This is a genomic window from Nitrospirillum amazonense (assembly GCF_007828045.1).
Lineage (GTDB): Bacteria > Pseudomonadota > Alphaproteobacteria > Azospirillales > Azospirillaceae > Nitrospirillum > Nitrospirillum amazonense_C.
In genome coordinates this window covers 174890-191493 of the sequence record NZ_VITN01000013.1, presented here as the reverse complement: position 1 = coordinate 191493, position 16604 = coordinate 174890, and the positions used below count along the sequence as shown (strand labels likewise).

General features: G+C 68.2%; 16 protein-coding genes. 8 read left to right on the top strand and 8 right to left on the bottom strand.

Translation table 11 applies throughout. The features are described from left to right. Positions 1 to 158 precede the first annotated feature (158 nt). Together dcp and FBZ89_RS19915 are read right to left on the bottom strand one after the other, a co-directional pair. Positions 159 to 2300 carry a peptidyl-dipeptidase Dcp gene (gene dcp / locus FBZ89_RS19920; protein WP_246172357.1) on the bottom strand — a complete coding sequence of 714 codons (2142 nt, stop codon included), beginning with the start codon at positions 2298 to 2300 and terminating at the stop codon, positions 159 to 161. A 202-nt stretch (positions 2301 to 2502) separates the two neighbouring features. Then, positions 2503 to 2910 carry a DUF2000 family protein gene (locus FBZ89_RS19915; RefSeq protein ID WP_145751588.1) on the bottom strand — a complete coding sequence of 136 codons (408 nt, stop codon included), beginning with the start codon at positions 2908 to 2910 and terminating at the stop codon, positions 2503 to 2505. A gap of 37 nt (positions 2911 to 2947) precedes the next feature. Here FBZ89_RS19915 and FBZ89_RS19910 point away from each other — a divergent pair, with 37 nt between their 5' ends. Further along, positions 2948 to 3865 (top strand): AraC family transcriptional regulator, encoded by a 918-nt coding sequence (locus tag FBZ89_RS19910; RefSeq protein WP_246172355.1) that lies wholly within the window; start codon positions 2948 to 2950, stop codon positions 3863 to 3865. Positions 3866 to 3869: 4 nt separating this feature from the next. On the opposite strand, the gene FBZ89_RS19905 is transcribed toward FBZ89_RS19910, so the two are convergent. The 3 genes from FBZ89_RS19905 to FBZ89_RS19895 all read right to left on the bottom strand — a co-directional run bounded on the left by FBZ89_RS19905 (position 3870) and on the right by FBZ89_RS19895 (position 6289). Then, a complete protein-coding gene (locus FBZ89_RS19905) occupies positions 3870 to 4814 on the bottom strand; it encodes a LysR family transcriptional regulator (protein WP_186457454.1) in 945 nt (314 codons plus the stop codon). A gap of 200 nt (positions 4815 to 5014) precedes the next feature. Beyond that, the gene (locus FBZ89_RS19900; RefSeq protein ID WP_145751585.1) at positions 5015 to 5629 is read right to left on the bottom strand and encodes a hypothetical protein; all 615 of its coding nucleotides are present in this window, start codon (positions 5627 to 5629) and stop codon (positions 5015 to 5017) included. Between the two features lie 33 nt (positions 5630 to 5662). Next, entirely contained in the window at positions 5663 to 6289 is a 627-nt protein-coding gene (locus FBZ89_RS19895; RefSeq protein WP_145751584.1) for a LysE family translocator, read from the bottom strand. A gap of 131 nt (positions 6290 to 6420) precedes the next feature. Here FBZ89_RS19895 and FBZ89_RS19890 point away from each other — a divergent pair, with 131 nt between their 5' ends. Further along, positions 6421 to 6819 (top strand): thiol-disulfide oxidoreductase DCC family protein, encoded by a 399-nt coding sequence (locus FBZ89_RS19890; protein WP_145751583.1) that lies wholly within the window; start codon positions 6421 to 6423, stop codon positions 6817 to 6819. A gap of 289 nt (positions 6820 to 7108) precedes the next feature. Then, entirely contained in the window at positions 7109 to 7792 is a 684-nt protein-coding gene (locus FBZ89_RS19885) for a hypothetical protein (RefSeq protein ID WP_145751582.1), read from the top strand. A 34-nt stretch (positions 7793 to 7826) separates the two neighbouring features. Here FBZ89_RS19885 and FBZ89_RS19880 read toward each other — a convergent pair whose 3' ends face one another. Next, complete coding sequence (locus tag FBZ89_RS19880; RefSeq protein WP_186457453.1) at positions 7827 to 10070, bottom strand: molybdopterin-dependent oxidoreductase; 2244 nt, start codon at positions 10068 to 10070, stop codon at positions 7827 to 7829. A 130-nt stretch (positions 10071 to 10200) separates the two neighbouring features. On the opposite strand from FBZ89_RS19880, the gene FBZ89_RS19875 reads away from it, so the two are divergent. After that, on the top strand, positions 10201 to 10392 hold the full coding sequence (locus FBZ89_RS19875) for a hypothetical protein (RefSeq protein WP_145751580.1): 192 nt from the start codon (positions 10201 to 10203) through the stop codon (positions 10390 to 10392). Continuing rightward, on the top strand, positions 10389 to 10664 hold the full coding sequence (locus FBZ89_RS19870; protein ID WP_145751579.1) for a type II toxin-antitoxin system RelE/ParE family toxin: 276 nt from the start codon (positions 10389 to 10391) through the stop codon (positions 10662 to 10664). Before FBZ89_RS19875 ends, FBZ89_RS19870 begins: the two co-directional genes overlap by 4 nt. 42 nt (positions 10665 to 10706) lie before the next feature. Here the strand turns inward: FBZ89_RS19870 and FBZ89_RS19865 are convergent, their stop codons facing one another. Further along, complete coding sequence (locus FBZ89_RS19865; RefSeq protein ID WP_145751578.1) at positions 10707 to 11099, bottom strand: RidA family protein; 393 nt, start codon at positions 11097 to 11099, stop codon at positions 10707 to 10709. 112 nt (positions 11100 to 11211) lie between these two features. Continuing rightward, entirely contained in the window at positions 11212 to 12396 is a 1185-nt protein-coding gene (locus FBZ89_RS19860; protein WP_145751577.1) for a YdcF family protein, read from the bottom strand. A 267-nt stretch (positions 12397 to 12663) separates the two neighbouring features. On the opposite strand from FBZ89_RS19860, the gene FBZ89_RS19855 reads away from it, so the two are divergent. The 3 genes from FBZ89_RS19855 to FBZ89_RS19845 all read left to right on the top strand — a co-directional run bounded on the left by FBZ89_RS19855 (position 12664) and on the right by FBZ89_RS19845 (position 16522). After that, on the top strand, positions 12664 to 15366 hold the full coding sequence (locus FBZ89_RS19855; protein ID WP_186457452.1) for a M1 family metallopeptidase: 2703 nt from the start codon (positions 12664 to 12666) through the stop codon (positions 15364 to 15366). Positions 15367 to 15574: 208 nt separating this feature from the next. Then, positions 15575 to 16003, top strand: a complete 429-nt coding sequence (locus tag FBZ89_RS19850) for a response regulator (protein WP_145751575.1) — start codon at positions 15575 to 15577, stop codon at positions 16001 to 16003. A 273-nt stretch (positions 16004 to 16276) separates the two neighbouring features. After that, the gene (locus FBZ89_RS19845) at positions 16277 to 16522 is read left to right on the top strand and encodes a hypothetical protein (protein WP_088871635.1); all 246 of its coding nucleotides are present in this window, start codon (positions 16277 to 16279) and stop codon (positions 16520 to 16522) included. Positions 16523 to 16604: the final 82 nt, after the last annotated feature.

Below are 16604 nucleotides of genomic sequence, written 5' to 3'. Positions count from 1 at the left end.
GGGTCCGTAGAGGACTTCCACCTCCAAGTCACAAGCCGGTTACCAACCCGGCTCTCGGTGCTTACGCACCTCGCGCCATGCCTGGCGCACCGAAAAAAAGGGGCCGGCGGCATGCGCCACCGGCCCCTCGTCACACTCAACCCCCTCGCGGTGGAGGCTTACTTGCCTTCCGGCGCCAGGCCGCGGTTCCGCAGCATGGGCCCGATGTCCGGGTCCTGGCCGTAGAAGGCGCGGAACATGGGGCCGTAGTCCTCGGTATGCCCCTTGGACAGGATCATCTCGCGGAAGCGCTCACCGTTTTCCCGCGTCAGGCCGCCATGGTCCTTGAACCAAGCGTAGCTGTCGTCATCCAGCATCTCCGTCCACAGGTAGGCGTAGTAGCCGGCGGCGTAGCCGTTGCCCCAGATGTGCAGGAAATAGCTGGAGCGGTAGCGCGGCGGCACGTCGTCCACGTCCAGGCCGGTCTTGGCCAGGGCCTCCTTCTCGAAGGCATCGACATCCTGCTTGGGCGCGTCGGCCGGCAGGCTGTGCCATTCCAGGTCCAGCATGGCGGCGGCGACGATCTCACCCAGGGCATAGCCCTGGTTGAAGGTGGCGGCCTTCTTGATCTTCTCCACCAGCTCGGCCGGCATGACCTCGCCCGTCTGGTAATTCTTGGCGTAATGGGCCAGGACCTTGGGGTCCAACGCCCAGTGCTCGTTGAACTGCGACGGGAACTCGACGAAGTCGCGCGCCACGTTGGTGCCCGACAGGGTTTCATAGGTCTGGTTGGCGAACAGGCCGTGCAGGGCGTGGCCGAATTCGTGGAACATGGTGGTGACGTCGCTGAAGCTGATCAGCGCCGGCTGGCCCGGGGCGGGCTTGGTGAAGTTGCAGACGTTGTAGACCACGGGCTTGGTGCCCAGCAGCTTGGACTGCTGGACGAAGTTGGACATCCACGCCCCGCCAGACTTGTTGTCACGCTTGAAGTAGTCGAAATACATCAGCCCCAGGGGGGAGCCGTCCTTGTCGATGACGTCGTAGACCAGCACATCGGGCTGGTAGACGGGGATGTCGGTGCGGCGCTTGAAGGTCAGGCCGTACAGCTGGTTGGCGGCGTAGAACACCCCCTCCTCCAGCACGGTGTGCAGCTCGAAATAGGGCTTCAGCGCGCCTTCATCCAGGTCGTACTTGGCCTTGCGCACCTGCTCGGCGTACTTGTCCCAATCCCAGGGCTTCAGGGCGAAGTCCTGGCCGTCCTTCTTGATCTGCGCCTGGATATCGGCCGCCTCGCGCTTCTGTTCCGCCGCCAGGGCGGGAACCATGCGCTTCATGAAGCCTTCCGCCGCGTCCGGCGTCACCGCCATCTGGTCGGCCAGGACATAGGCCGCGTAATTGGGGAAGCCCAGCAGCTTGGCCTTCTGCGCCCGCAGGTTGGCGATGTCGGAGATGGTGGCGCGGGTGTCGTTGGCGTCGCCCTTCTCGGCACGGGTCCAGCCGCGCTCGAACAGGGCCTGGCGCGTGGCCCGGTCGTCGAGGGAGGACAGCGCCGGCTGCTGCGTGGTGTTCTGCAGCGGCACCAGGTACTTGCCCTCCAGCTTGCGGCCCTTGGCGGCCTCGGCGGCGGCGGCGATGGCGCCGTCGCCCATGCCGGCCAGCTTGGCCTTGTCGTCGACCACCAGGCCGCCTTCCTTGGCCGCCGCCACCAGCTTCTGCTGGAAGGCGGTCTCCAGCGACGACAGCTTGGTGTTGAGATCGCGCAGCGTGGCCTTGTCGGCGTCATTCAGCATGGCGCCGGCATGGATGAATTGCTGGTAATACACCTTCAGCAGCTGGGCCTGCTCCGGGTTCAGCTTCAGGCCGTCGCGCGTGTCGTACAGCGCCTTGACCCGCTGGAAGAGCTTCGTGTTCAAATAGATGGCGTCGTTGTGCTGGGCCAGCAGGGGCGACACCATGGTCTGCACCTTGTCCAGCGCGTCGTTGGTGTTGGCCTGCACCACGCCGAAGAAGACCTGGCTGACCCGGTCCAGCATGCGGCCGGACTTCTCCATCGCCACCAGGGTGTTGTCGAAGGTGGGGGCCGCCGGGTTGCCCGCGATCTTCTTGATCTCGGCCAGCTGGATCTTCATGCCCTGCTTGAACGCGGGCAGATAGTCGCCGTCCTTGATGATGTCGAAGCGGGGCGCTTCGAACGGCAGGGTGCTGGCGGTGGCGAAGGGATTGGCGCCAGCCGTGGCGGGCTTCTCCGCCAGCGCCGGGGTGGCGGTGAGCGTCGCGAGCGCCAGCGCGCCCACGGTTCCAAGCAGAACGGTACGTGTCATCGGGATCCCCTGACAGTCTCTTGTTTCGTTTCCCCGCCCTCGACGACCGTCGATCAACAGGGGTGACCAGGCGGATCCCCCCCGCAGGGTCCCGCCGAAGGGGAGGGTTGTATCACGTCTGGCGAAGGATCGTTGCCCCTTCCGTATCGGCGCGGGGTCGGCACGTGCGGCATTTTTCGCACCGGGACGGCACCTTGCCCCATCACGGGTGCATGCGGGCGCCCTTGGTGATCTTGTCCACCAGCTTCTTGTCGGCACGCATGCCGATGCCCACCACGCGGGCGTCCTCCGGCCCGTAATCGGCGAAGACGGCGCGGTTAGCGGCGTCATGCCCAGTGCGGAACATCTCCTCGATATAAAGGGAGGTGCGCAAGCCACGCTCCAGGGTACGCCGATGGATGGCGGCCATGGTCGCGGCGTCGGCAGCCAACACGATCACCGGCTGCACCGACAGCGGATTGTAGACGGTGCCGGAGCGGTCACGGTAGGGTTCGCCGATGATCTCCGGACATTGGGCGACGATGCCGCTGGTCAGGAAGGCGGTAACGTTCAGCGCCTGCCAGGCGGCCAGGTCTTCGCGCAGGACGAGGGCGATTTTGGTATCGAACATCAAGACGGGCTCCTTGAGGCCGGGAGAGGCCCCGACTGTGGCGGGCGTCGCCGGTGCCGGTCTTGGACGTTTGTGCGACCCGGAGCCGCGCGAATCCGCCACCGACGCGGCGGCCGACGGCATCACCGCCGCCCCGGCCTTCCCCGGTATCGAGCGGATCGAGGCGCGCTTCCATGGTGAGGCCTTCAGCCCCCACCGCCACGACACCTATGGCCTGGGCGTGACGCTGCACGGCGTCCAGACCTTCCAGTACCGGGGCCAGCGGCGCTATAGCCACCCCGGCAACGTCATCATTTTGCATCCGGATGAGGAGCATGACGGCGGCGCCGGCACGGATGAGGCCTTGCGCTATCGCATGCTGTACCTGGAACCGGCGCTGCTGCGCCGCTGCCTGGACGCCGATGGACACCCCGGCGCCGCCCTGCCCTTCGTCGGTCAGCCGGTGCTGGCCGATGCGGAGCTGCGCCAGGTGCTGCTGCCGGCGCTCAGTTCCCTGGATGAGGGGCTGGAGGATCTGGCGGTGGACGATCTGCTGGTCCGCCTGGCCCGTGGCCTGGCCCGCCATGCCAGCGTCAAGACCAAGCCCCTGGGCCTGCTGGCCCAGCGCCAGGCCCACCGGGCGCGAGACTACTTGGAGGCCAACGCCCTGGCTCCGGTGCGTTCAGAGGATCTGGAAGCAGTCACGGGCCTGGATCGTTATGCCCTCGCCCGCCACTTCCGGGCCCTGTTCGCCACAAGCCCCCACCGCTTCCTGGTGATGCGCCGGCTGCAGCATGCCCGCCGCATGATCACCGAGGGCGAACCGTTGGCCGAGGTGGCCGCCGCCACCGGCTTCGCCGACCAGAGCCACCTGCACCGCCATTTCAAGAAGGCCTTCGGCATGACGCCGGGGCGCTGGGCAGGTCTGGTGGGACCAACGGAAGCAGCCTCGTGGAGGCGAGCGACCGGCGGCTGAGGGCTCAGCCAACGGACAGCACCGCCGCATCGGGCGCCAAATCCAGCATGTTGTCCTTCAGCCGACTTACCTGGCCCAGGAGGTGCTGGATGGCCGGTGTCATGATGAGGTCGGGGCGATAGACGGCGCAGACGGTGATGTCCGGCAGCTTTTCCTTCAGGGCCAAGTCGGTGACGTTCTCCCCCGGCAGCTTCAACTGCGGCCCCATGGCGTTGGGCGCCAGGCCCGTCCACAGGGTGACGGTGTTGGGCCGGCCGGCCAGGGCCAGCATCACGAAGGGGGATTCACAGCGGGTGAAGGGCGGCAGGTGATCCACCCCCGCCTCGGCGAAGGCGCTGCGGAAATGATGGTCGAAGCTCTGTTCGGATTCCGCGAGCAACCATTCCGCCTGCGTAAGGTCCGCTAGGGACCGCGCCTTTTCCAATGGATCGCCCTTGGCCACCGTCAGCACCGCGGGCAGGCGCAAAAGCGGCTCGCACCGAAAGCCCATCCCCATCTCCTCCGGGTTGCCCGGCAGGGTAGCGATCACAAGGTCCAAGGTGTGGTTGTACAGCTTTTCGAACAACGGGCGGCGCGACCCACCCAGCACGGTCCAGGCGGTGTCCGGGTGGCGCTCTTTGAAATCCACCAGGGTGGGCGCGACCGCGACGCTGGCCAAGGTTGTGAGGCCCAGGCTGACATGGTCACGCGGGCCAGGGCCACGGAACTCATGCTCCGCCCGCGCCACCTGATCCAGGATGCCCCGGGCGCGGCGCAGCAGCGACACGCCATCCGGCGTCAGCTGAGTGCCGCGCGAACTGCGCGTGACCAACTGGCGGCCGGCCCAGATCTCCAACTCGCGTACGGTCTTGGCCACCGCGGGCTGGCTCACCGACAGCAGGCGTGCCGCCTCATTGAAGCTGTGGGAGTCGGCGACCGCGACGAACGCCTTCAACTGATGGATTTTCATGGGGATCGCCGACCGGTGCCGGATAAGGTTGACTGTACAACTCTCATCAGAAAACACCAAGGCCGGAAAGGAAATGGCGACCCCGGCAGCGGCCGGCATCTCCTTTTCCTATACGAAAGAGACTCGCTCGGCCCTGCCGGTTGCAGCGGCGCCACCACCGCCAGCGTCATGGCCGCGGATGCCCAGGAGCAGCAGGCGCGTCACCTGGAGCGGATGGTGTAACGGGTCGCTGACAGGGTGGCGGATACGGCGCTGACTTTGGTGTCCATGAAACCGGTGGCGCGCATCCAGGCACGCACCGGCGCCTCACCGAAGGTGGCCTTGGGACCCTTGCCGTGGATGAGCCACAGGGCGGCGCCCGGCGGCAGTGCCGCGTGGGCCGCCACCGCCCGTTCCAGGTCCGCCGCGTTCCTGACCACCGCCAGCGCCAAGCGGGCCTCCGCCGGGGTGGCGGCCACGGCGTCCGCCAGCGCCTCCGCCAGGGCGGGATCGTCCACCGTGCCGATGACCAGGACCGGCGTGGCCGGGCCGACACCCAGCTTCTGCGCCAGGCTGGGCGGTGGCGTGGTCAGCTTCTTGGCCCAGCGGGTGGCGGCGTCGGCCCCCAGGGTCAGGATCAGCGGACCGTCCGGCGTGGACAGCACCAGGTCATCCCCCTCCACCGTCACGGCGATGATGGCAGCCACCGGCACGGTGCGCCGGACCTCACCGCGCAGGATCAGTTCCCGGCTTTCCAGCAGGGCCTTCACCTCGCCCGCCCCTCCTTCGCCGGCGCCCCCGGCCCAGGTGGCGTGACAGACGGCCTGCAACCCCATGATGTATCCCCCATTCACGGTGGCCGGCGGCCCTCAGCGCTGGGCCGTCGCCAGTTTGATCGCCAGGCCGATGAACACCACGCCGGCGATGCGGTTCAGGATGACTTGCGCGTTGCTGGACCGGACCAGCCAGCGGTTCAGCCCGCCCGCCAGCACGGCGATGGCGGAGAAGCACACCAGCGCCACGGCGGCGAACACCGCCCCCAGCAGGAAGATCTGCACGGTGACGCCGCCCCTCTCGGGCGAGGCGAACTGCGGCAGGAAGGCCAGGAAGAAGATGGCCACCTTGGGGTTGGTCACGTTCATGACGATACCCCGGCCATAGAGGGCCATGTAGCGGTCCGCCCCCGCCTTGGCACCGCCCAGCGCCTCCGGCGACGCGCGGAAGGATTTGTAGGCCAGGTACAGCAGATAGGCGGCGCCGGCGGCCTTCAGCAGAGTGAAGGCCAGTTGCGACTGCTGAAAGATGACGGCGACCCCCAGCGCCACGGCGGTCGTGTGCACCACCAGGCCGGTGCACAGGCCCAGCGTCACCATCACCCCGGCCCGCCAGCCCCGCGCCGCCGACAGCGTCAGCACGAACAGATTGTCCGGCCCCGGCACGAAGGCCAGGATGGCAGCGGCGGTGATGAAGGTCAGCAGGGTTTCCAAGGACAACATGGGCGCGGTCTCAAGGTCTTGACGGAAAAGGTGTTCAGCCACCGATCCTTCCAGACTTTGCCCGCCCCGGCCACTGTCCTTATCAGAACCAGCCATTATACTGCGTGGATCGTATCGGATAGGGGACCACCGTGCCGCCCAGCCCCCCGCCACCCGTCCCGCAGCTGACGGTCTGGTACAACACCAAATGCCCTGTCTGTAACGCCGGCATCGACTGGCAGACCAACCGCCTGGTGCAAGCCGCCCGCGCTCGCGTCATCGCCTTCCGCGACATCAACCTGGAGCCGGAGGCGCTCGCCCGCTTCGGCGCGGATGTGGAAGCCGTGCGCCGCCGCCTGCACGGCCTGGACGCAAACGACCGCCTGCTGGTGGGGGCGGACTGCGCCATCGCCATCTGGCGCCACACGCCGGGCGACGCCTGGCTGGCCGCCCTGCTGGGCAACCGCGTGATGCGCCCCCTCACCCGCCTCGCCTACGACGGCTTCGCCGCCGTGCTGTATGCCTGGAACCGGCGCAAGGGGCATTGGTGACCCAATCGGAATGACCGCATGAAAATCCTGATCGATGTCGACGCGCTGGAAGCGGCGGGCCTTTTGACACGCGAAACGGCGACCATGCTGCGAACCCACGCGCTGCGGGGAACGGGCACCACCGCGATCAACGCGCTGCTGGCCCTAGGCGTCCTCGCCACGGCCGCCGGCATCAACGCCCTGCTGCCACGCCCCAGCCTGACGGCTGTCTTCGGCGCGGCTTTCATCCTCGCCGGCGGCTGGGTTCTCGCGGCACTCGGTCCAGTGGCGCAAGTTGGGCGCGATCTGGATGATCGTGGGTGCCCTGGTCCTGTCGGCGGCGCTGGCCATCATCATCCAGCGCCCTCTGACCGGATCGCTGGTCCCGATTCCCATCCTGCTGTTGGTGGCGTGGTACGCCGGCAGCCGCTTGCTGATCGGATTGGTTCCTTTGGCCATCGCCGCCGCCATAGGCGGCAGCACCGGCTATTGGCATGCGGTCTACGAAATTTCCGTGCAGGAACCATCGCTGACCATCGTCACCTTCACGGTGTTGGGCTGCCTGGCCTGGCACCTGGCGCTCAGAAGCGTGGGCAAGGCACAGGCCCTGACCATCGTTTTCGCCCGCGTTTGTGTCATCCTGGTCAATCTCGGGTTCTGGATAGGGTCGCTCTGGGGCGACACCCCTGGCCAGATGTGGGACCAAGCCCAGGCGGACCGCATGTTCAGCAGCGCGGGCGCCACCATCACCCCCACGGCTTTCGCCACCGCCTGGGCGGTGGCCTTGCTGACCGCTGGTGCGTGGGCCGCCGCCAAAGGGCGTCACTTCCTGGTCAATACCGTGGCCACTTTCGCCGTCATCCACATGTATACTCAATGGTTTGAGCGACTGGGCGTCACACCCATCTCCATAACCGTTGGCGGCCTGATCGCCCTGGGGGTCGGCTGCCTGGCCTGGCACTACAACAGGCAGATCTTCGGCGACGAAGACTGACACGTAGCGCGACGGTTCCCAAAACCGTTGTCCCCTACTCCGCCGCCCGCACCGCCGGCAGCGGGGCGGGCTCCAGCGTCACCGGCACGCCGCTCAGCACGGCGTTGCCGGACAGCGGGTCGCGCAGGTTCTCGTCCAGCAGGGCGTTGAGGTTGGCGCCGGGGCGCTGGCTGGCCAGCCCGAGCTTGGCGCCATCCACGTCATGGCCCCAGCCGTGGGGCAGGCTGACGACCCCGGGCATCATGTCGGCGCTGACGGCCACCTGCACCTCGATCGCCCGGCCGGCGCGGGACAGGCGGGCGTGGCCGCCATGGACCACCCCGTGGCGGCGGGCGTCATCGGGGTGCACCAGCACCGTGCAGCGGAACGGCCCCTTGGCCAGGATGGGCAGGTTGTGCATCCAACTGTTGTTGGAGCGCAGGTCGCGCCGGCCGATGATCACCAGGTCCGGTGCCGGCTGTTCCAGCGCCGCCAGGGCGCGGGCCAGGTCCGCCACCAGGATGTCGGGCGCCAGCTCGATGCGGCCGCTGGGGGTGCGCAGCACCTCCGGAATACGGGGTTGCAACGCGCCCAGGTCGATGCCGCCGACGCTGTCCGCCACCTTGGCCAGGGTCAGGCCGCCCGGCTTGCGGCCGAAGCCGTCGCCATAGGGCCCGCCGCGCAGGGCCAAATCCAGCAGGCGCTCCGGCCCCGTCCAGCGCGAGACGGCGGCCAGGACGGCGGCGGTATGGTCCCCCGCCCAACGCCCCACCTCCGCCGCCACCATGGCGTCATCCAGGGCGGCGAGGTCGGCATCGGCCCCCTTGCCTTCCGCGATGGCGGCCAGCTTCAGCAGCACCTGCCATTCCGCCAGGACGCCTTGACCCCGGGGCAACAGCGCCGGGCTGTAGCGAGCGTGGTTGCGATAGGACAGCTGCGGAAAGGCCACGTCGTAGTGGCTGTCCTGGAAGGGCGACACGCCCGGCAGGATGACGTCGGCGTGGCGTGTCGTCTCGTTCAGATAGATATCGACGCTGACCATCAGGTCCAACTGGTCCAAGGCGCGCGCCAGCCGGTCGCCATTGGGCGATGACAGGACGGGGTTGCCGGCCACGGTGAACAGGGCCCGCACCTGGCCCTCGCCCGTCGTCTCGATCTCCTCCGCCAGGCAGCCCACGGGCAGTTCGCCGAACACCTCCGGCGCGTTCGACACGCGGGAGCGGCGGCGGCCCAGGGGCACGCCCCGCCCCTTGCCGCCCGTCCCCACCGTGTTGGCGGCGAAGGCGGCGGCCTTGGGGAACATCGCCCCGCCCAGCGCGTCCAGGTTGCCGGTCAGGACGTTGACGGCATCTACCAGCCAACTGGCCAGGGTGCCGAATTCCTGGGTGCAGGTGCCGATGCGGCCGTACAACACCGCCGGCGCCGAGCCCGCCAAGTCCCGCGCCAGGGCGCGGATGGTGTCGGCCGGAATGGCGGTGTGGGCGGCGGCCCGTTCAGGGGTGAAGGGCGCGATGGCGGCGCGCAACTCCTCAACGCCGCTCACATGCTCCGCCAGCCGGCCCAGCCGCACCAGCCCCTCGTCGAACAGGGTGTGGACCAGGGCGGCCAAAAAGAAGATGTCGCTGCCCGGGCGGATGAAGTGATGCTCATCGGCCAGGGCCGCCGTCTCCGTCCGCCGGGGGTCGATCACCACCAGCCGCCCGCCGCGCGCCTTCAGGTCCTGGGCCTTGCCGCGGAAGTCCGGCACGGTCCACAGGCTGCCGTTGGACGCCATGGGGTTGCCGCCCAGGATGACCATCAGCTTGGTGCGCTCGATATCCGGCACGGGGATGCTCAGCCAATGGCCGAACATCAGGCCGCTGGACAGCTGCTTGGGCATCTGGTCCAGGGTGGAGGCGGAATAGATGTTGCGCGTACCCAGCGCCCGCGCCAGCACCGGCGTGTACAGCAGCAGGCCCATCTTGTGGGCGGCGGGGTTGCCAATATAGGTGGCCGCCGCGTCGCGGCCGTGGGTTTCCAGCAGGGGCGTCAGCCGCCGCTCGATCTCCGCGAAGGCCTCCTCGTACGTGGCCTCGACGAAGCAGCCGTCGCGCTTGATGAGTGGCGCGCGCAGCCGATCCGGATCCTCATGCAAATCCTTCAGCGCCACGCCTTTGGGGCAGATGAAGCCGTGGCTGAACACATCGGCGTCATGCCCCCGGATGCGGGAGACGACGCCGTCCACCGACGTGACCTCCAGGCCGCAGCAGGCCTCGCACAAGGGGCAGATGCGGTGGGCGACGGTTTCAGTACCAGTCACGGGCGGGCCTCCCAATTATTGTGGCCCAACTATCGCGGGTGGACGGGGCGGCTGTCCAGGCCTCGCATCCACTGGGCCTAACGTCTTTGGCCCCTCGACATCCATTCGGTTACAGCCCATCTTATGGGGCATGAGCAACCTCGCCCCCACCTTCCCCGACGGCGAAGACGAAGCCGCCGCTGAGCTCGCCGCTCTCACGGCGGCGATCGAGAAGGCGCGCGCCAACAAGCGCGGGGTCCCGCATGAGGAAATGCGGGTTTGGCTGCGCGCGTTGGCTGAAGGTCGCTTTGATGCTCCACCACCAGCGGCCCGTGACTTGTGAGTGTCATTGGGCGCGAAGACGCCCGTGACGACGTCGCCCGGATCACCAGCTATATCGCCCACGACAATCCAGTGGCCGCTGGTCAAGTAGCGCGCGCCTTGTTCATCGCCGGTGAAAGCCTTGTGGACTTTCCCCGCCGGGGACGCCTTGGGCGTGTAGCGGCAACCCGGGAACTGATCGCCTATCGACCCTACATCATCGTTTATGAGATCGATGCGGAGGGCGACGTGCATATCCTGCGCGTCTGGCACGGCGCCCAGGATCGCCTGTAACGGCAGAACGCCCGATCCACTGGAACCGGGCGCCCCTTCACCTCATTCCGCCAGCGAGGCGGTGGCGCTGATTTCCACCAGCAGGTCGGGGGAGATCAGGGGGCCCACCTGCACGATGGTGGTGGCGGGCTTGGCCCCGCCGAAGACGGCGCCGTGGGCGCGGCCCACATCCTGCCAGGTGCTCATGTCGGTCAGGTAGATGCGTGTTTCCACCACGTGCTCGGGCCCGGCGCCCAGCTCGGCCAGGGCGGCCACGATGCGCTCCAGGATCACCTTGGCCTGGCCGCCGGCGTCGCCGGGGTGGAAGGCCTTGCCATCCGGGCCACCGCTGGCGGTGGTGCCCGACACGAAAATCAGGTCGCCGGCCTTGACCGCCCGCGAATAGCCGATGGCCTCGCCCCAGGCGGACGCCACCTCAACCTTCTGCCTACCCATGAGTCAGTTCCCTATTATTCGCCGCGCTTGATGTCGGCGTAGTTTAATTGCGCGGACACCATATCCGCTGTTGGATTGTTATCCAGCGGCGGGAAAGCAGGGCTGATGCGCTTCAGGGATCCAGGGGGTCGCCGGCGTCCAGCGTCAGGGCCGACAGGGTGGGCAGATAGGCCACGTCGAAGGGCGACACCCGCTCCAGCCCGGTGAAGGGGACGGAGCCCAAATCCTCCTGGTTGCGCGTGGCGAAGCGGTCCTCGGTGATATAGCCGCTCTGGCCCAGGTCGGTGACCACCAGGGCCTTGCGGTCCATGGGCATGCCGTAGCGGTAGATCAGGCGGTCGGCGTTGCGCAGGTTGGTGGTGGTGTGGCGGGCGTGCGGCTCCACCAGGATGGCGTCGGCTGGTACGCCATAATCCTGGACCAGGGCCTTTTTCATCTCCAGCGCCTCATTATAGGGCGTCTGGTTGGGATGGACGTTCCCGCCGCTGACGATGATGACCGGCGCCTTGCCGTCACGCCAGCGCCTGGCCGCCAACTGTACCCGCAACAGCCCGGGCGCAGACAGGGCCACGCCCGCCGTCTCCGGCCCATAGCCCGGCACCACCAGGGCGGTGTAGGGATACTTGGCCCAGTTGATGGTCTTCAGGCGGGCGACCGCCGCCTTGTTCTCGCCGGCCTCCATGGGTTCGAACCGGCCGGCCTCATCCCGGCGGTTGATCTGCAACAGCAGCAGGGCGAAGACCTCCGCCGGCTCGAAGAACGGGCTGTCATCCGCCAGGCCGTCCGCCAGGACGGAAACCGTGCTCTTCACCAGCGTGCCATAGGCGGGGGCCGCCACGTCATAAGCGGGGCCGTCGATGGCGGGGCCGCGCGGCTTCTCGCCGAGGCCGTAGACCGCCAGGATGTGATGGGCGGTGGCCGCAGCCTGCGTCCAGGCGCGAACCACCACGTCGGCATCCTGGCCCGGCATCGCCGGGTAGAGACCGCTGGCGTCCAGGGCGGCCGCCAGGCGCCGCGCGGCCTCGGGATGGGCCTTGAGGGCGGCGGCCAAAGCCTGGCCGGCGGCCGCCACCTCCGCGTCCGACCAGTCGAAGCCGCGGACGTAACACCCGGTGTCGCCGCCACAGGCCTCCACCGCCCCGCGCGCCCGGGCACGGCGTTCCGCCGCCAGGCGGTTCAGTTCCGGCGCGGTCGCCACGGCCGCCAGTGCCTGCGGGTCGCGCGACAGCAGGCTCAAGCCATAGAACAGCTTGTCGCGCAGGGGCTGTTTATAGACCAGCGGCTTCGGCGCGGGCATCGTGGGCTCCGCCGCCGGCGCCGCTCCCGCCCACGCCGACCAGGCCATCACCGCAATCGCGGCCACACGCGCCCTGCACCGCATATTTCCAAGCCTTCGGTCCGTTAAAGTCGCGACACCTTATACGGGAACAGCGTCGCTTGCATGACCATGCGCGGGTCCCCCTCGCCCGAAGTCCTAGCCGCATCGGGACGTTGCGCGCGGTGGAATGTCACGGTCATAGTGCGCGGCACTCGACGACAGCCCAGCCAGGAAACACCGACCGCCTTGCCCACCCTGCCCCGCCTCACGGTCCTGTTCCTGGCCCTGGTCCTCGCGGCCCTGCTGCCGCCCCGGGCCGACGCCTGGGCGGCCAAGCCCAAGCCCCTGAAGGTGCAGGCCGATACGGAAGAGGTGGTGCCCACCGTGCGCCTGCCCGATACGGCGCGCCCCCTGCGCTACCGCCTGAACCTGGCCATAGATCCGGACCAGACCGAATACTCCGGCCAGGTGGAGATCAAGGTCGCGCTGGGCAAGGCGGCGGACCACATCTGGCTGAACGGCCGCGACCTGGACATGGCCTCGGCCGAGGTGGTGACGGCGGCGGGGGAGCATCTGCCCGCCACCTGGGACCAGGTGACACCGGACGGCGTGGCCCGCATGGGCTTTCCCCGGTCGCTGGCGCCGCAGACCTTGACGCTACGCTTCACCTACACCGCCCCTTTCGACCCCTCGCTGGACGGTCTCTACCGGGTCAGTGAGAAGGGGCTGAACTACGCCTTCAGCCAGTTCGAGGCCATCAGCGCCCGCCAGGCCTGGCCTTGCTTCGACGAGCCGCGCTTCAAGACGCCCTATGACATCACGCTGACGGTGAAGGCGGGGGACGAGGCGGTGACCAACACCCTGCCCGTGCGGGAGGAGGCGGTGCCCGGTGGCGGCCGGCGCCTGACTTTCGCCCCCACCCGGCCCTTGCCCACCTACCTGCTGGCCTTCGCGGTGGGTCCGCTGGACATTGTGAAGGGGCCGACCATCCCGCCCAGCGGCGCCCGCCGCCGGCCCATCCCCCTGCGCGGCGTGGCCCTGCATGGCAAGGGTTCGCGCCTGGCCTATGCCCTGTCGGTCACGCCGGGCCTGTTCCTGACGATGGAACGCTACTTCGGCATCCCCTACGCCTACGGCAAGCTGGACCTGATCGCGGCCCCCGACTTCGACGCCGTGGGTATGGAGAACGCCGGGACCATCCTCTATAGCGAGCAGCGCCTGCTGGTGAAGGCCGATGACACGGTGGACGCGCGCCGCCGCTTCCTGGTGCTGCACGCCCACGAAATCGCCCACCAATGGTTCGGCGATCTGGTGACGCCGGCCGGTTGGGAGGACATCTGGCTGAACGAGGCGTTCGCCAGTTGGCTGGCGCCCAAAGCGGTGGATGCCTGGCAGCCGCGCATGCTGACCGCCCGCGTGGTGGAGCAGGAGGCGCTGGAGGCGATGGACCTGGACTCCCTTGCCTCCACCCGCACCATCCACCAGCCCATCGCCACCACCAGCGACATCGAAACCGCCTTCGACAACATCACCTACCGCAAGGGAGCCGGCGTGCTGTCGATGGTGGAGGGCTATATCGGCCCCGACGCTTTCCGCAAGGCGGTAGCCACGCACCTGCGCCGCCACATCGACGGCGTGGCGACGGCCCAGGATTTCTTCGGCGCCCTGGCCGACACGGTGCATGACCCGGTGCTGGTCGATTCCCTGCGCTCCTACATCAACCTGCCGGGCGTACCGCGCCTGTCGCTGGGCTGGACCTGCCCCCGCACCGGGCTGCAGGTTCTGACGGCCCAGCGCCGGTACCGCCCCCTGGGTTCCGAGGCCGCCACGGCGGCCCACTGGACCCTGCCCTTGTGCGTGCGGCCGGGCGCGGCCGGCGCCACCACCTGCATGATGGTGACAACGGCGCGTCAGACCCTTTCCCTCAGCCAGTCCGCCTGCCCGGCGGTGCTGATCCCCAACGCCACCGGCGCCGGCTATTTCCGGCTGTCGCTGACGACCGAACACTGGCGCCGGCTGCTGGCTGTGCTGCCGCGCCTGCCGGCGGCGGAGCAGTTGGCCCTGCTGGAAAGCCTGTGGGGCGAAGTCGCGGCCGGCCACCAGCCCCAGTCGCTGTACCTCACCGCCGCCGTCAGCCTGGCCACCGTGCCGGCCTGGGACGTGGCCTCCGCCCCCTTCCCCCGGCTGAAGCAGTTGCTGGAGCAGGCGCCGACCGACAGCGACCGTGCCGCCCTGCGCCTGTTCCTGCTGCAGGCCTGGCGGCCGGTGCTGGCCCGCGTGGGGCTGACGCCGGGCAAGCTGGACCGGGTGGCGCCGGAAAACACCGCCCTGCTGCGCGACCGGCTGGTGGCTTTCCTGGCGCTGGAGCTGCGGGACGAGGATGTGCGGGCCCGCTTGATGGCTTTGATGCGGGCGTCCGACACCCAGCCGCCGGCGGAGATACGGGCCACGGGCATGGCGGTCATGGCCCAGGAACTGGGGCGTCCCTATATCAACGGCCTGGTCGATCAGCTGCGATCCTCCACCGACGCGGAAGAGCGGGAAATGGCGCTGGACGCCTTGAACCGGGTGACCGACCCCACCCTGGCGGCGGAGGTGCGCGACATGGTGTTCGCGCCTTGGCTGAAACTGAACGAGGTCAACATGCTGATTCGCGGCCAGGGGCGCGAATCCAGCCACGTCCCCGCCTATTGGGCCTGGGTCCAGGCCAACATGGCCCATCTGCGCGCCCGCGGTTCCTCCGCCACCTTGGGTGCGCTGACCCTGCCGCTGGAAGGGCTGTGCAGCGCTACCGCGGCGGACCAGGTAGAGGGCTTCTTCCGGCCCATGGCCTCCGAGCTGGAGGGCGGCGGGCGCACGGTGGATCAGGCGGTGGAGCGCATCCGGCTGTGCGCGGCCCAACGGTCCGGGCCCCCGCCCCAAACGCAAACACCGGGGCAAAAGCAATAATCCCTAAAGTGTAACCCCGAAAGTTTCGATCATCTGGCTGAATTGTTTAGGCTCATGGCTTGCTGTACCTACTGAAGGAACAGTGTTGCAATGGGGCCCTTGGGTCCCGACCTGGCCATCAGGCCTGGGCATGAGGATATGCGTGGGGCGCACGCCGGGGGGCGGCTTCCACAAGGCATCGCGTCGGGGATGACCAGTCAGGGGAAGCATGAGTCAGGCAGAAATCAACCGGGACGCCGACGACGGCGATGACGCCGCAGTCCGTTTGATGATCGTGGAGGATGACGCCCTGGTGGCCTTGGGCATTCGCCTGACGGTCGAGGATCTGGGCTATTACGTCTGCGGCATCGCGGCCTCCGAACCCGAGGCCGTCGCGCTGGCCGCCAGCAGCCATCCCGACCTGGCCCTCATGGACATCCGCCTGAAGGGCACCGTGGATGGAATCGACACGGCCCGGCGACTCAGAAACGAATTCAGCCTGCGGTCGGTCTTCCTATCGGCCTACACGGACGAGCAGACCATGGCCCGGGCCAGCCTGACCTATCCCTTGGGCTTCGTGCAAAAGCCATATTCCGCAGGACAGTTGAAGTCGGCCCTGGACTTGGCCTTGCGGCGGCTTGCCGCACCCAGGGACTAGACGGAAATCCCCGTTGAGTGGCGCCCGCCCCCGGGTCAAAAAGGCTTAGGACGAATTCCTGCTTGGAATGATGTCCAGACTGGCGTGTTATCAAGGCGGTAGCGTTCCGTCGTGGTTAACGCGCTGGCAGGGTTTCCCGCATTGGCCGGCCGCGTTGCCTTAATTCCGCCGGAAGGTGCTGCAAAATCATTGTCGTGGCTCGGGAGCCTCGGGCCACGACGTCAAGACGTGCGGAACCAATCCGCGCGTAAAGACGCATAGAAGGAGAGGAATATGCGCTTTAAAGCCCTGATGCTCGCCCCGGTTCTGTTGGTTGGCTTGGCTGCTTGCGACAAGCACGACGCCCCGGCCCCTGCCAAGACCGAAGCCCCGGCTGCCGCCCCGGCGGCGCCCGCCGCCGAACCCCCGGCCGCCGCCCCGGCTGACAGCACCGCCACCCCGGCGCCGGCCCCGTCCGACGCCACCCCGGCCCCGGCCACGCCGGAGCCTTCCACGACTGAACCCCCGAAGGGCAACTAAGCACTTCGTCGGGGCTTTGGCCTAGCGTTCACAGGCCCGTTCCGCATCGGAACGGGCCTGTTTTCGTTTGTTCGTTTTCCTC

Bases quoted from the DNA above. Each gene is read 5' to 3' on its own strand.
- dcp (WP_246172357.1), bottom strand. From the start codon at position 2,300: ATGACACGTACCGTTCTGCTTGGAACCGTGGGCGCGCTGGCGCTCGCG.
- FBZ89_RS19915 (WP_145751588.1), bottom strand. From the start codon at position 2,910: ATGTTCGATACCAAAATCGCCCTCGTCCTGCGCGAAGACCTGGCCGCC.
- FBZ89_RS19905 (WP_186457454.1), bottom strand. From the start codon at position 4,814: ATGAAAATCCATCAGTTGAAGGCGTTCGTCGCGGTCGCCGACTCCCAC.
- FBZ89_RS19900 (WP_145751585.1), bottom strand. From the start codon at position 5,629: ATGGGGTTGCAGGCCGTCTGTCACGCCACCTGGGCCGGGGGCGCCGGC.
- FBZ89_RS19895 (WP_145751584.1), bottom strand. From the start codon at position 6,289: ATGTTGTCCTTGGAAACCCTGCTGACCTTCATCACCGCCGCTGCCATC.
- FBZ89_RS19885 (WP_145751582.1), top strand. From the start codon at position 7,109: ATGATCGTGGGTGCCCTGGTCCTGTCGGCGGCGCTGGCCATCATCATC.
- FBZ89_RS19875 (WP_145751580.1), top strand. From the start codon at position 10,201: ATGAGCAACCTCGCCCCCACCTTCCCCGACGGCGAAGACGAAGCCGCC.
- FBZ89_RS19865 (WP_145751578.1), bottom strand. From the start codon at position 11,099: ATGGGTAGGCAGAAGGTTGAGGTGGCGTCCGCCTGGGGCGAGGCCATC.
- FBZ89_RS19860 (WP_145751577.1), bottom strand. From the start codon at position 12,396: ATGCCCGCGCCGAAGCCGCTGGTCTATAAACAGCCCCTGCGCGACAAG.
- FBZ89_RS19850 (WP_145751575.1), top strand. From the start codon at position 15,575: ATGAGTCAGGCAGAAATCAACCGGGACGCCGACGACGGCGATGACGCC.
- FBZ89_RS19845 (WP_088871635.1), top strand. From the start codon at position 16,277: ATGCGCTTTAAAGCCCTGATGCTCGCCCCGGTTCTGTTGGTTGGCTTG.